At 64.4% G+C, this 12,964-nt stretch carries 13 protein-coding genes; 4 read left to right on the top strand and 9 right to left on the bottom strand.

Annotation, left to right across the window (positions count from 1 at the left end; translation table 11 throughout):
* Window positions 1-104: 104 nt before the first annotated feature.
* A complete protein-coding gene (locus FJZ36_07095; GenBank protein MBM3214664.1) occupies window positions 105-725 on the bottom strand; it encodes a nitroreductase family protein in 621 nt (206 codons plus the stop codon).
* 363 nt (window positions 726-1,088) lie between these two features.
* Here FJZ36_07095 and FJZ36_07090 point away from each other — a divergent pair, with 363 nt between their 5' ends.
* Complete coding sequence (locus FJZ36_07090; protein MBM3214663.1) at window positions 1,089-1,850, top strand: LamG domain-containing protein; 762 nt, start codon at window positions 1,089-1,091, stop codon at window positions 1,848-1,850.
* Window positions 1,851-1,915: 65 nt separating this feature from the next.
* Complete coding sequence (locus tag FJZ36_07085) at window positions 1,916-2,683, top strand: LamG domain-containing protein (GenBank protein ID MBM3214662.1); 768 nt, start codon at window positions 1,916-1,918, stop codon at window positions 2,681-2,683.
* A gap of 21 nt (window positions 2,684-2,704) precedes the next feature.
* Here the strand turns inward: FJZ36_07085 and FJZ36_07080 are convergent, their stop codons facing one another.
* From FJZ36_07080 to FJZ36_07065, 4 genes are read right to left on the bottom strand one after another with little or no spacing between them, the layout of a single operon-like run.
* The gene (locus tag FJZ36_07080) at window positions 2,705-3,910 is read right to left on the bottom strand and encodes an MFS transporter (GenBank protein ID MBM3214661.1); all 1,206 of its coding nucleotides are present in this window, start codon (window positions 3,908-3,910) and stop codon (window positions 2,705-2,707) included.
* 34 nt (window positions 3,911-3,944) lie between these two features.
* Complete coding sequence (locus tag FJZ36_07075; protein ID MBM3214660.1) at window positions 3,945-4,901, bottom strand: Gfo/Idh/MocA family oxidoreductase; 957 nt, start codon at window positions 4,899-4,901, stop codon at window positions 3,945-3,947.
* Window positions 4,902-4,904: 3 nt separating this feature from the next.
* Window positions 4,905-6,005 (bottom strand): Gfo/Idh/MocA family oxidoreductase, encoded by a 1,101-nt coding sequence (locus tag FJZ36_07070; GenBank protein MBM3214659.1) that lies wholly within the window; start codon window positions 6,003-6,005, stop codon window positions 4,905-4,907.
* A 54-nt stretch (window positions 6,006-6,059) separates the two neighbouring features.
* Window positions 6,060-6,584: a helix-turn-helix domain-containing protein gene (locus FJZ36_07065; GenBank protein MBM3214658.1), complete on the bottom strand. Its 525-nt coding sequence runs from the start codon at window positions 6,582-6,584 to the stop codon at window positions 6,060-6,062.
* A gap of 336 nt (window positions 6,585-6,920) precedes the next feature.
* On the opposite strand from FJZ36_07065, the gene FJZ36_07060 reads away from it, so the two are divergent.
* Both FJZ36_07060 and FJZ36_07055 read left to right on the top strand, forming a co-directional pair.
* Window positions 6,921-7,904 (top strand): NAD-dependent epimerase/dehydratase family protein, encoded by a 984-nt coding sequence (locus FJZ36_07060; GenBank protein MBM3214657.1) that lies wholly within the window; start codon window positions 6,921-6,923, stop codon window positions 7,902-7,904.
* 50 nt (window positions 7,905-7,954) lie between these two features.
* Window positions 7,955-8,854, top strand: coding sequence for an AEC family transporter (locus FJZ36_07055; GenBank protein MBM3214656.1), 900 nt, complete (start codon window positions 7,955-7,957; stop codon window positions 8,852-8,854).
* 18 nt (window positions 8,855-8,872) lie between these two features.
* On the opposite strand, the gene FJZ36_07050 is transcribed toward FJZ36_07055, so the two are convergent.
* The 4 genes from FJZ36_07050 to FJZ36_07035 form a co-directional block, all read right to left on the bottom strand.
* The gene (locus FJZ36_07050) at window positions 8,873-9,919 is read right to left on the bottom strand and encodes a 2-oxoacid:ferredoxin oxidoreductase subunit beta (protein ID MBM3214655.1); all 1,047 of its coding nucleotides are present in this window, start codon (window positions 9,917-9,919) and stop codon (window positions 8,873-8,875) included.
* Between the two features lie 48 nt (window positions 9,920-9,967).
* The gene (locus FJZ36_07045) at window positions 9,968-11,806 is read right to left on the bottom strand and encodes a 2-oxoacid:acceptor oxidoreductase subunit alpha (protein ID MBM3214654.1); all 1,839 of its coding nucleotides are present in this window, start codon (window positions 11,804-11,806) and stop codon (window positions 9,968-9,970) included.
* 72 nt (window positions 11,807-11,878) lie between these two features.
* Window positions 11,879-12,415 (bottom strand): CBS domain-containing protein, encoded by a 537-nt coding sequence (locus tag FJZ36_07040; GenBank protein MBM3214653.1) that lies wholly within the window; start codon window positions 12,413-12,415, stop codon window positions 11,879-11,881.
* A gap of 30 nt (window positions 12,416-12,445) precedes the next feature.
* Window positions 12,446-12,940 carry a CBS domain-containing protein gene (locus tag FJZ36_07035; GenBank protein ID MBM3214652.1) on the bottom strand — a complete coding sequence of 165 codons (495 nt, stop codon included), beginning with the start codon at window positions 12,938-12,940 and terminating at the stop codon, window positions 12,446-12,448.
* Window positions 12,941-12,964 lie beyond the last annotated feature (24 nt).

The raw sequence follows: 12,964 nt of genomic DNA, 5'->3' as shown, positions 1-12,964 counted from the left end.
CCTGCCCTTCGCGCCGCCGGGGTTTTCGGCGCTGATCGACCGCGTACGGGCGTTCGAGAGACGCCACAGGTTCCCCGGATGCATGCCGAGCCCGTTGAATGGCGTCATTCGCTTCCTTTCGAAGGCGTCACGAGAGTCGATGTCGAGCCCCATCTGCCCTCGAACACGAAGTGAGTCAAGGAATTTCGGACGCGCGCAGCGAGCTCCCGATCCCGGAAATCCTCAGGCAGAGAGGACGGCTCGTCGAGGTAGCCTACAGCCACGGCGACCATCGGGTCGCAGTCTTCGGGGACAGCGTAGAGATCGCGAACTCGGTCGCGGTCGAAGCCGCCCATTTGGTGCACGTAGAGACCGCTCGCCGTCGCCTGGAGCGTCAAGCCCGCGACCGCTCCGCCCGTGTCGTAGTGGGCGTGGCGGTTCGAGTGACCGTCTCGCGCCCGATGAAGCCGTGCGACGGCGACCATCAGGACAGGAGCCTTGGGGGCCCAACGGCGATTCCCCTCGGACAGACACGACGCGATACGCTCATGCTCGTCGTCTCTACCGCGTATGCCGATCAGGAACGCCCAAGGCTGCTCGTTGAGCGATGAGGGAGCCCAACGCGCGGCTTCGAGAAGGCTGCGCACGACTTCGTCCGGGATGGGCCGCTCGGTAAACGCCCTCGGACTCCATCGCTCGGCGATCAAGTCATGGATCGGGTGGTCGGAGGCGGCGGTCTTGCTCATGCGGCAGCGTCCTCTCCGCGGGCTCGGTGTTCGACCGTCGATAGGCGTATTGTACCCGAGCTCCAGTGGACACGGAAGCGCTCGGGCAGTCGGACGCGCGCCACCGCGGAGCCGGTTATCACGGAGCCCGCAGGCTGGCAGATGCAGTTTGCCTTGACGCTGTCCGACGTGTCGCCTAAGATATGGCACGCTGCGTTGCCCAAACCCTGGCGCAGTGTGGCGATCCGTTCGAGAGTCGCTCGAGGTGCATGGGTGGCGTTGGTCCGCATCCGCCGACCGCAATGCCTGCCCATTTCCGTTGTATAGACCACGCATCGCCTATGCCGCCATTCGTGGCGCCTGCATCCCGCTAAGGAGGTCGTGATGCGCCGACTCCGACCTGTTGTGCTCCTGTCATGCCTGGCGATCGCCGCTGCCGCCCTCACGGCGTCCGCCCAAGACCCCTCGTTGGTCATGTATCTGAACTTCGAAGACGGCGGCAAGACCGCCAAGGACCTCAGTCCTGCTGGCAAGAACAGCGCCACGCTCATGGGCAAGGCGAAGTTCGGCGAGGGCAAGTACGGCTCTGGGCTCGCCCTCGGTCTGAACGCCCACGCCGAAGTGCCGCACCACGACTCGCTGAACCTGCAAGCCATGTCGCTCATGACGTGGGTCCGAATCACCGAACTCACGGGCGACAACCAGAGCGGCATCGAGAAGGGCCCCGCATGGGCGCAGGGCGAGTACAACCTGCTGCCCGTCTACGGCGGCAACGTCCTGCTCCAGATCTTCGACCTGCCGGACAACTGCAACGACGAGCTCCAGGCTGGCACGGTGACCGACACCAAGTGGCACCACATCACCGGCACGTTCGATCTGAAGCGCATCACGGTCTACGTGGACGGCAGCGAAGTCGGTGGCGGGCCCTGCGAAGGCAAGCTCCAGACGAACAACGGGCCCCTCTACATCGGCGCGCGCGGCGGAAGCGGGCGGTGGACCGTCGGGTTCTACGATGATATGAAGATCTACAACCGCGCGCTGACGAAGGCGGAGATTCGTACGGCGATGGAGGAGATTCCTGTCAATCTCGCCGTCGATCCGCGCCATCGCGCGACGGTCATGTGGGCGGCGCTCAAGGACCGCTAGATCGGCGACCCGAGCGCCCGTAGGAACCAGCCCCTGTACGGGGCACCAACCAGGAGGCGAAGCGAATGGCACGAAACGCGCGCTGGCTCCTTGCAGGAGCGGTAGGCGTGGCGATGTCTTATGGCGTCTCGGCATATGCGGCGGCGGACCCATCGCTCATCATGCTGCTCTCCTTTGAGGGCAGCGGAGAGAAGGCTGTCGACTCGAGCGGCAAGGGCAACGACGCCATGCTCAAGGGCAAGGCGGTCCGAGGCGCTGGCAAGTACGGGCAGGGCATCGACCTGGTCGCCAATGCCCACCTCGAGGTGGCGCACAACGCCTCGCTGAACCTGCAGTCGATGACCCTGATGACCTGGTGCAAGATCGCCGCCGATACAGGCGACCACCAGAGCGCTATCGAGAAGGGCCCGTCGTGGCAGGCTGGCGAGTACAACCTGCTGCCCGACTACGGCAACAAGGTCATGCTCCAGATCTTCGGCTTGCCGGAGAACTGCGATGACGAAGGTGAAGCTGGTGGGGTCCTGGATGGGACGTGGCACCACATCGCGGCGAGCTTCGACGGCAAGGTCATCAAGATCTACGTCGATGGCAAGGTCGTGGGTCAGCGCGACTGTGTCGGGACGCTTGGGACGAACACGGGTCCCCTCTTCATCGGAGCGCGCGGCGGCACGGTTCGCTGGACCGTCGGCAGCTACGACGAGATGGCGATGTACAATCGCGCTTTGACAGACGCCGAAGTCGCCAAGGCGATGACGGGCATCACGACCGCCGTCGAGCCGCGCGACCGCGCGACCCTCATGTGGGGAACCATCAAGAGCGACGTCCTGCGCTAAGGCTTCGTTCACCCCAAGCGATCACGACGCGGAGAGCTCCAAAACCTTCGCGTCGTGGTCGCTTTGCTTTGGCATCGCCAGCAGCAGCACGACCGCCGCGACTGGGATCAGCGCCAAGCCCGTGAGCGTCGGCGTCAAGCCAATCGAGTTGGCGATGGCTCCCACCGGAAGCGCCAGCAGACCGGCGGTTCCCCAAGCGGTTCCCATCATCAGGCTCGTCGCCACGTTCGCGCGTTCGGGCATCGCCTCCTGACCCAGGACGATGTAGATCGGCGTCGAGAACTGGAACAGGAAATTGCCCAGGAACAGCAGACCGAAGAAGGCGAGCCCTTGCGTGTGGAGCACGCCGATCCACGCGGGCGATGGCAGCAACAGCGACGCCAGAAGGAGCGGCGTTCGCGGCAGACGGTCAGACAGCAGCCCGCCCAACAGCATCCCCACCGACCCGAAGAAGATGAATCCCGACATCGCGCCTGCCCTCGCGATGTCGCCGAATCCGCGGTCCTTCAGGTAGAGCGACAGGAAGTTCAGGAAGCCGGTGAACGCGAGCGTACGCAGGACGACGAGCGCAAAGAGCACGCCGAGCGCCCGGTACGGGATCGGTCCTGTCGGACGCTCTGCGCGGCGCGTCTCGCCGTTCCCGTTGACAACGCCTGAGAGCGTGGGGATCAGGAGCAGGGCGAGCGCGATCCCGGGAATCATCGCCGGGGCGAACGCACGCGGACCGAACGCCGACAACGCGACGATCAGAAGAAACGGACCGACCGACTGCCCGATGTTCCCGCCGGTGACGAACACCGAGACGCCCAGCCCCTGAGCCTTGGAGACCAGCCGCGCCGCCACCGTCGCCTGGGGATGGAACGCCGCGACGCCCATCCCACCGATCAACACCAGGGCGAACGCCAGGGGCAGGTTAGGAGCCAGCCCGACCAGCGACATGCCGAACGCGGCGACCGCAAGCCCGCCCCACAGGAACGCCGCGTTCCGAGCGCGGTCGGCGAGTAAGGCGAACCCCAACTGCCCCAATGACGTGGACGCCGCGGACATCGCCGCGAACACGCCCGCGTAGAGCTCCCGCTGTCCCGGCGGAGACAAGCCAGGACGCCCAGCGGTTCCTTCGAGCAGGATGGGCAGCAGGAATGGAACCATGAGGGCGTAGGCATCGACTGTCCCGTGCGCGACGGTCAGCCACAGCAACTGTACGCGAGCCGACACACCCCGCCCCATACCTCACCCTCCCGCGCGCCCGGGTTATCCGGTATCACGCGACGTTGTTCGCGTAGATGCGATCCACCAGTTCCATCGTCTTAACGGCGTCGCCGAAGTGGCTGGTCGGCAGACGGTCTTCACGGATACAGTCGATGAAGTGCCGGCTCTCATCCAAGAACCCGTAGTATCGATGCTGCGACGCGCTGCCTGCTGCATCCTGCGTCGTCCGCACCTGGGCGGGCCCGTTCTGGACGAACAGGCGCGCCTCGCGGTCGCCGTCCACGTACGCGGAAGCCCCCGGCGCATGGAGCTCGAAGGCGTGCATCCGGGCGCCGGTCATCCAATTGGTGAGCAGCACACCGGTAGCCCCGCTCTCGAACTCGACGAGCGCGTTGAACGCGTTGTCGAAATCCGCGTGGTAGCGGCGCACGAGCGACGTGACTTTCGTCACGTCCCCGCCCATCCATCGGAGCGTATCGACCGCGTGGACGGCGTCGCAGGTAAGAATGTCAATCGCGCCGTCGTAGTATCTCCCGCCGGTATGATACTTGTAGAACGTTGCGACACACTGGACGATCTCGCCGCTCGCTGTCACCTCGTCCTTCGCCCACTTGAGCAGCGGTATGTGCCGGCGGTTGAACCCGCACATCGTCTTGACGCCCTTCTGCTCCGCCAGACGGGCGAAGGCGGTCGTCTGATAGGTCGTCACGCCCGGCGGCTTCTCGATGAAGACGTGCTTTCCGGCGTTCAGCGCGTGAATCGTGATGTCGAACAGGTGGTACGGCGGCATCAAGATATAGACAGCATCGGGCTCCGTTTCGGCGATCATCTGCCGGTAGTCGGTGAACCGTCCTGCGACGCCGTACTTATCCGCCGTCGCGTTCAGACGCGCCGGGTTGAGTTCCGCGATGGCGACGATCTCGACGTCCTCCATCTCGGACAACGATGGGTAGTGGACGGCGTTCGCGAGACTTCCGCCACCGACCACGGCGGCGCGTACTCGATCCATGGATCATGCCCCTTCGGTTCGGGGATTGACGGGAATGACTTCCCCCGCCGGATGGTATCGATAGGCTTCGTACAGCCGAGTGATCGCAAGTGCGTCCGCCAGGTTCGCCTTCTCAGGCGGGCGGTTGTGCCGCGCCGACTCGACGAACGCGGTGATCTCCGGCGCGTAGCCCATCAAGAACAGCCCCTTGTTGTAGAGCTGCCCCAGCGAGAACTCGGGCTCCCATACGAGCGGAGCGCTCGCCTCGTCGCCGATGAAGTCCGGTGATCTCCCGTAGCCACCGGGTCCCCTGCCGCCCCGACGGTAGTACGTGAGCCGGACGCCGTTCTCGACGACGGCGTTCGCTCCTTCGCCGATGATCTCCGTCCGCTCGAGTGGGCTCGTGCCCGACTGACCTGCCGTCAGGTGCAAGTTCCCAACGATCCCATCGCCGAACGTCAGCGTCGCGACGGTTGCGCCGTTCCGCGCTCGCTCGTAGTAGAGCGTGCGCGCCGGCCCGGCGAGCAACTGGAGTACCGATCCGGGGTGGTGGATATGATCCAGGAACCCGACCATCGCCTTCGAGTCGGTACGTCGATCCATGTCGGGCAGACCCTGGGGATACCGGGCGGCGATGGACGTGATGGCTCCAAAGGATTCGCTCCGGGATATCTCGCGCAGCTTGGAGTTCGCCGGCGTGAACATCTTCTTGTAGCCGACCTGCACGAACTTCCCCGTCTCTTGGGACACTCGGATCATCGCCTCGATGTCGGCAGACGTGCCGGCTGGCGGCTTCTCGATCCACACGTGAGCCCCAGCCTGCATCGCCGGGATCGCGATGGCGGGGAACCGAGGAAGCCCATCTGCGTCGTAGTTCGTCACGACGAACACGGCGTCGAGCTCTTCGTGGGCGAGCATGAGATCGACGTCGGTATAGGCGCGCGCCGCACCGAACTCGCGGGCATAGGCGTTCGCGCGGGCTTCATCCAGATCGCACACGGCGACGAGATCGACGGGAGCGTACCGAAGGCACGGGTAGACGTTGCGGAAGGAGTGCCCGCCGCACCCGACGAACCCAGCGCGGACCTTCTCTTCAGCCGGATGCTCGAAGCCGTAGCGCAGCATGGGAATCGCCGTCTAGGTCGGCCGACCGTGGGATGCAGCCACGCGACGCGGGTTCTACTTCGAGAACCACCGCTGGAACCATCTTCGGCGGGGAGTCTCGTCGCGCGTGTTCATCCGCGCGGTGGCGAGCGTGGCGAGCTGCTCTGTGTGCTGGCGGATGAACTCCTGCCACGCGGCGTTCTGAGACGAGGCGCTCTCGGCGACTTGGGTCGCGAGTTGGGAGACCTGACCTTGCAGCCGCTCGATGTGCGCTTCGAGCTCAGCGATCCGCTGGTCTTTGACGGCGAGTTGGGCGCGCAACAGGTCGATCGCCTCCCCCACGGGCTGAGTGGCGGCTTCGACCAGCTTGACGATGGCATCCGACTGCACCGGCAACCCACCGGTCGCTGGACGCTCCGCCTCTTGCTCGTCGAGCTCCATGACGTAGCCGAACGCCGCCTCGAGCTGCTCGCGCGTGATCGACCACGAAGTGCCGTCTTTCTCCGCCGAGAGCTTCCCGGCTCGGATGTAGTTGCGAATGGTCGCTTCCGAGACGTTCACCGCACGGGCGGCTTCGACGGCGGTGTACGTATCCTGCATGGGCTCCCACTTCCTCGTGTTGCCGGGCGACCGTCGAGTCTAGCGGCTCTCAGCCCTTCGCGCAACGGGCGGGCGGCGTCGCGGTCTCGTCCGACTCCACCGGCGCGGGTAGAGTTGACGGAAACTCCGCCAACGTGCTATGCTCTGCCCGATCCTCAGCTTCCCGTGAGGCCGAGGCATGCCGTTCGCGTCGTCTCGTAATGAGCCGGCAGCGCGGGCCTCGTGCGAATCCGTCGAACAGATGAGCGCGCCATTCGAGATGGGCTGTTTTGCACACTCGAATGGAAAGGGTTCACTGTCCGAGACGAGTTCCGACATCCTCTCCAGGAGTGTGGCATGATTCACGGTCGTCGGATCTTGATGACGGGCGGCGGGGGATTCATCGGCACCGTGTTCGCCGAAGCGCTTGCCGCCACGAACCAAGTGATCCTCTACGACATTGAGTTCCAGAACAACTCGTTCTCCTACTCATCCCTCGGAAGCAATCCCAACGTCCACTGTGTGCGAGGCGACCTTCTCGACACGGAGAAGCTCCGAAACGCCTGCGCCGATGTCGATATCGTCGTCCATCTCGCTGCCGTCGTCGGTGTTCAGCAAGTCCAGATGAACACGGTGGACACGCTGAGCGTCAACCTGCGCGGCACCCAGTCGGTGCTGGACGCTCTGCCGATGAAGCGAATCGAGCGCTTCGTCTACTTCTCGTCCAGCGAAGTGTATGGAACGCACGCCTACGCAGCGTCCGAAGGGGCTCCGACGCCTATCGGTTCGTGCGACGACCCGCGTTGGTGCTACGCCGTCAGCAAAGTAGCCAGCGAGCACGTCGTCGCAGCCTATCACCGGGAGTACGGACTCCCGACGGTCATCCTCAGACCGTTCAACATCTTCGGTCCCAAGCGCCTAGGCGACCACGCCATCTTGCGGTTCATCTACCAGGCGTTGAACAACGCCCCGCTCACGGTACACAACGATGGCTCCGCGATCCGCTCGTGGTGCTACATCAGCGACTTCGTCGACGGCGCGCTTCGGGCTCTGGAAAACGAGAACGCCATCGGGCGGTGCTTCAACGTCGGGAACGCCCTCAACACGGTCACGATGTACCAGCTCGCGTCCGACATCATCGAGCTCTGCGGATCGCGCTCCGGCGTCGCGTTCGTACCGTACAAGCAGTCCGACGTGCATCTGCGCGTGCCCGATATCAGCCATGCGCGCGACGTCCTCGGCTACGAGCCTCAGGTTCCTCTCATCGACGGACTTCGGACGACTCGCGACTGGTACCAGCGGCATGCTGCGCGAATCGCCCCCCTCTTCCTGACTCGCTGAGAAGCCGCTCCCAGAGAGGCGCCCTCGCTGTGCTGGGAGCCGTATCGCAGGTGATCCTCCCGCTCGTGCTCATGGCAGGAGTGGGCTTCCTCCTCCAGAGGACTGTCGGCATTGACGTTCGAGCGCTCTCCAAGCTCAACGTCAACGTCCTCGTTCCCTTCTTCCTCTTCGACAACTTTTACCGAACCGGGATCAGCCTCTCCGACGCCGGGACGACCGCGCTCTACACCTGGCTGGTGATGGCGGCGATGCTTGCGGCGGCATTGGCGTTCTCACGGCTGCGACGCATGTCGCGTCCCCTCGCCGTGGCGTTCGCCGTTTCGACCATCTTCTACAACAGCGGGAACTACGGGCTCTCGGTGATGGAGCTCGTCTTCTCCGGTGAAGCCCGCGAGACGGCGACCTCCATCCAAGCGGTCGTCTTGACGACTCAGAACGTCACGACGTTCACGCTGGGCGCGTTCGTCATTGCCTCCGGCAAGCGGTCCGTATCCGAGTCCGTACGCCACATCCTGCGCTATCCCATCTTGCCGGCGTTCATGCTCGCGCTGCTGCTGCGCTACGTCGGCGCGGAACTTCCCAGCTTCGTTGCCATCGCGTCGCATCGGATCGCCACGGCGCTGGTTCCCATGGGGCTCCTCACGTTGGGTGCGCAAATAGGGACGGTTCGTCGCGTGGATCAGCCCGCAGCCTTGGGAGCGAGCGCGGCGATTCGACTGGTGGGTGGTCCGCTGGCGGGGCTGGGCATCATTCACATGCTGGGAATCAGCGGGTTGGCGGCGCAGGTCTTGCTCATCGGCTCGGCTGTGCCGACGGCAGTGAACACAGCCCTGCTCAGCATCGAGTTCGAGTCCGAGTCGGACTTCGCCTCTCAGGCGGTTCTCTGTTCGACGCTGGCGAGCGTCGCCACCGCGACCTGCGTCATCGCCTTCGCTCTGTCACGCTGGTGACGACCAGGGCTGGCGGCATCAGGACCCGTTGGGCCCCACCGTCCATGTGTCCCCCTCCGCCAGCAGAGCAGCCAGGTCGCCCGGTCCTGATCGAGCCATCGCCTTGTCGATCTGCTCGAGCATCACATCCTCGTAGCACACGCGCTCGATATTGCGGACGATGCCCACCGGTCGGGGGAAACCAACGCGTTCTTGGAACGTCGCCAGGATGTCCGACAGCGTCCCGTAGCGGTCGTGCTCGTCGTGAATCAGCAGGTCCGCGACCGAATGCTGCCCATCCGTCAACGAAATCACCCGCGGCTGAAGCCCGTCCAGGCGGATGCCCTTGTCGCGCTCCTTGCCGAACACCATCGGCTCGCCGTGTTCCAGGTAGAGGACGTTGTCGTCCTTCGTCTCGCGGTCGGTCAGGGGGGCGAACGTGTCCTTGTTGAACACGATGCAGTCTTGATAGATCTCGACGAACGCCGTGCCTTGGTGCTCGTGGGCGCGCTTGAGCACCATCTGCAAGTGCTTCGTATCGCGGTCGAGCGACCGGGCGACCAAAGAGGCGTTCGCGCCCAACGCGACGCGCATCGGGTTGAACGGCGTCTCGATGGAGCCCATCGGCGACGAGTAGGTCACCTTCCCCTGCTCGGATGTCGGCGAGTACTGACCCTTTGTCAGCCCGTAGATCTGGTTGTTGAACAGCAGAACGCGGATGTCCAGGTTCCGCCGCAACAGGTGGACGAAGTGATTGCCGCCGATGCTCAACGCGTCGCCGTCGCCGGTGACGACCCACACATCCAGCTCAGGGCGCGCCAGCTTGAGACCCGTGGCGATCGCAGGCGCGCGACCGTGAATCGTGTGGAACCCAAACGTGTTCATGTAGTAGGGGAAGCGACTCGAGCAGCCGATCCCGGAGATGAACACGATGTTCTCTTTCGGCACTCCCAGTTCCGGCAGAACGCGCTGCACCTGAGCGAGAATCGAGTAGTCGCCGCAGCCCGGACACCAACGCACGTCCTGGTCGCTCTGGAAGTCGTCTCGAGTCAGCGCCGGACCGGCGCTCGCAACTGCGGATCGCATCGTCAGTTCCTCTGGTTGCCTTCGTGCCAAGCCCCGGACGCGCCCGACCTACAGGAGTTCCTCGATTGCCGATTGGATCTCCGAGGCGGTGAATGGCACGCCCTGGACCTTGTGCAAGCCAATCGCCGGGATCAGGTACTTCGCCCGCACGAAGGTGAGCAGTTGCCCCAGGTTGAGTTCGGGGATCAGAACGCGCTCGAATTTGGCAAGCGTGTCACCGAGGTCCTCCGGCAGCGGGTTCAGCCAGCGAAGATGCGCGCGAGACACCGACTGCCCAGCCTCGCGACACCGCTCGACCGCCGTGCGAATCGCTCCATAGGTGCTGCCCCACCCAAGCACCAGCAGCTTGCCGCCGTCCGGGTCGCCGTGAACTTCGAGGGGCGGCATCTCACGAGCCACCAACGCGACCTTCTTGGAGCGGTTGAGCGTCATCGTCTCGTGGTTATCCGGGGCATAGCTCACGTGTCCGTTGACGTCTGACTTCTCCAGCCCGCCGACACGATGCTCCAGCCCTGGGGAACCGGGAACCGCCCACGGTCGCGCGTACGTATCCGGGTCGCGTAGGTACGGAGCGAACCCCTCCGCTGCGGGACGTTCCGGCACATCGATTTTCGGCAGATCCGGCACCGATGGGATGCGCCACGGCTCCGATCCTTGCCCGATGTAGCCGTCGGACAAGAGAATGACCGGCGTCATGTACTTGATGGCGACGCGACACGCTTCGAACGCCGCGTCGAAGCAGTCGGAGGGACGTGAAGCGGCGATGACCGGAAGCGGCGCTTCGCCGTGTCTGCCCACAATCGCCTGGAACAGGTCCGATTGCTCCGTCTTGGTCGGCAGACCCGTGCTGGGCCCGCCTCGCTGCACGTTGCAGATGACCATGGGTAGCTCGACGCTCACCGCCAGGCTGATCGTCTCCTGCTTGAGCGCGATGCCGGGACCGCTGGTTCCCGTCACGGCGAGCGCCCCGCCGTAGGCAGCGCCCAAAGCAGCGCCCGCAGCGGCGATCTCGTCCTCCGCCTGGAACGTCCGTACGCCGAATCTCTTGTAACCCGACAGATCGTGAAGGATGGCACTCGCCGGGGTGATCGGATAGCCGGCGTAGAAGAGCTGGAGACCGGATCGCGTCGCCGCCGCGAGCAGTCCCAGAGCCAAGCCGGTGTTGCCGGTCAGGTTCCGGTAGAGCCCTGCCTGTAGCGGCGCGGGACGGACCTCGTAGGTCGTGGCGAACAGCTCGGTCGCCTCTGCGAACGCTGCGCCGCCTTTGAGGGCGGAAACGTTGGCGGCGACGTACTTCGGTCGCCTGCGCTTCGTGAAGTAGTCCTCGATCCACCGGATCGTGTGCTCCATCGGGCGATGGAAGAGCCAGAAGACGATCCCCAGCGCGAAGAAGTTCTTGCACCGCTCGATCTCGCGCGCCGTCAGGTCGGGGATATCCGCCAAGGCGTGGGCGGTCAACTCCGTGATGTTGACAGGGAACACCTGGTAAGACGCCAGGCTCCCGTCTTGCAGCGGATCCTCGGCATAGCCCGCGAGTCTCAGGTTCTTCGAGACGAACTGAGCCGTGTTCGCGATGATGATACCGTTCGGCTTGACGAACCCGAGGTTCACCTTGAGCGCAGCGGGATTCATCGCGACCAGCACGTCGAGACTATCGCCCGGGGTGTGGATATCGAAGCTGCTGAAGTGAACCTGGAAGCTGCTCACGCCGGCGAGTGTGCCGGCGGGCGCTCGGATCTCTGCCGGAAAGTCCGGCAGCGTGCTCAGATCGTTCCCGACCAGTGCAGACGTATTGGTGAACTGGTCGCCGGTGATCTGCATTCCGTCGCCGGAGTCCCCGGCGAAACGGATCGTGACCTCGTTGACGACCTCCAGCCGTTGGGTCATGGGTACGCCTCTTCGTTTTCTACCACGCTGCCTGCCAACGAGCCCCGTATGCGTCCATGCCTGCCAGGAAGCTCAGGCGCCCTCCCGTGAGTTCATCGGGCCTCGAATCGGGTTCGGTGGCAGATTGAGCACTTCTGCCTGGAAGTGCTCGACGACGTACTCGAGGATGCTGCGCACCGACACCATGGCAACGTAGTTGCCGCCATCGTCGACGATTGGGAGATGCCTGAAGTGACCGAGATGCATCAAACGCAGGGCATCGGCAATCGTCGCGGTGGCGCGCACCGCGCTCGGTTTCGGGATCATCAGATCCGAAACGAGACGCTTGTCCGTGTTCTCGAAGTCGGGCGCGACCTTCATCAGGACGTCGCGTTCGGTCAGGATACCGACCAGCTTTCGTCCGTCGAGCACGCCCAGGCAGCCGACATCGTCTGCGATCATCCGCGACATGGCAGTCGCGATCGACTCGTTCGGGCTCACCGTCGAACGGTGTTGAAACGACAACGCCGCGACGGGAGCGAGTAGCGCATCTTCGGGCAGGGATCGCACGTCGGCTTCGAGCAACTCCTCGAACCGCTGCAGGTCCTCGCTGACGGGATCGTGAACCATACTCTCATTCCCCGCTGATATCGACAGGCGTCAGGACGTGGTCTCCGATTCACCGAGGACCGTGTCCTCGAAATGCTCGACCAGGTAGTCGATGACGGCACGCACGGAGATGATGCCGACCGGCGTTCCGTCGGCGTCCACGAGCGGAATATGACGGTACCCACCGACGTGCATGCGGTTCATCGCGAACAGGATACTGTCTTCGAGGTGAAGCGCGGCGGGATTGCGCGTCATCAGATCGGAAAGGGGTCGGTCGCCGCCAGCCTTGCCAAGCGGGCTCAGCCGCTTCATTGCGTCCCGATCCGTGAAGATGCCGACCAGCTTGCCGGCGTCGGTCACCATCAGACAGCCGGCGCGCTTCTCCTGGAGGAGCCTGACCGCGTCTCGCACCTTCGTCGAGTGAGGAACACACACGGGCTCTCGGACACGCAACCGTGAGATGGGAAGCTCAAGCGTCTCTGCGTCCACCGAACACCCTTCCAGGCGCCTTCGCCTTAACCATAGCCCATTCTGGGCGGTGCGCATCGCTCAATCCACGTCGAAGTATGC

Source organism: Candidatus Poribacteria bacterium (genome assembly GCA_016866785.1).
Lineage (GTDB): Bacteria > Poribacteria > WGA-4E.
The sequence above is the reverse complement of the archived record's forward strand: the minus strand, read 5'-3'. Positions and strand labels throughout refer to the sequence as shown.

What these genes read in the sequence shown, in the direction of transcription:
- FJZ36_07095 (MBM3214664.1), bottom strand. Translation starts at nt 725, where the DNA reads ATGAGCAAGACCGCCGCCTCCGACCACCCGATCCATGACTTGATCGCC.
- FJZ36_07090 (MBM3214663.1), top strand. Translation starts at nt 1,089, where the DNA reads ATGCGCCGACTCCGACCTGTTGTGCTCCTGTCATGCCTGGCGATCGCC.
- FJZ36_07085 (MBM3214662.1), top strand. Translation starts at nt 1,916, where the DNA reads ATGGCACGAAACGCGCGCTGGCTCCTTGCAGGAGCGGTAGGCGTGGCG.
- FJZ36_07080 (MBM3214661.1), bottom strand. Translation starts at nt 3,910, where the DNA reads ATGGGGCGGGGTGTGTCGGCTCGCGTACAGTTGCTGTGGCTGACCGTC.
- FJZ36_07075 (MBM3214660.1), bottom strand. Translation starts at nt 4,901, where the DNA reads ATGGATCGAGTACGCGCCGCCGTGGTCGGTGGCGGAAGTCTCGCGAAC.
- FJZ36_07070 (MBM3214659.1), bottom strand. Translation starts at nt 6,005, where the DNA reads ATGCTGCGCTACGGCTTCGAGCATCCGGCTGAAGAGAAGGTCCGCGCT.
- FJZ36_07065 (MBM3214658.1), bottom strand. Translation starts at nt 6,584, where the DNA reads ATGCAGGATACGTACACCGCCGTCGAAGCCGCCCGTGCGGTGAACGTC.
- FJZ36_07060 (MBM3214657.1), top strand. Translation starts at nt 6,921, where the DNA reads ATGATTCACGGTCGTCGGATCTTGATGACGGGCGGCGGGGGATTCATC.
- FJZ36_07050 (MBM3214655.1), bottom strand. Translation starts at nt 9,919, where the DNA reads ATGCGATCCGCAGTTGCGAGCGCCGGTCCGGCGCTGACTCGAGACGAC.
- FJZ36_07045 (MBM3214654.1), bottom strand. Translation starts at nt 11,806, where the DNA reads ATGACCCAACGGCTGGAGGTCGTCAACGAGGTCACGATCCGTTTCGCC.
- FJZ36_07040 (MBM3214653.1), bottom strand. Translation starts at nt 12,415, where the DNA reads ATGGTTCACGATCCCGTCAGCGAGGACCTGCAGCGGTTCGAGGAGTTG.
- FJZ36_07035 (MBM3214652.1), bottom strand. Translation starts at nt 12,940, where the DNA reads ATGCGCACCGCCCAGAATGGGCTATGGTTAAGGCGAAGGCGCCTGGAA.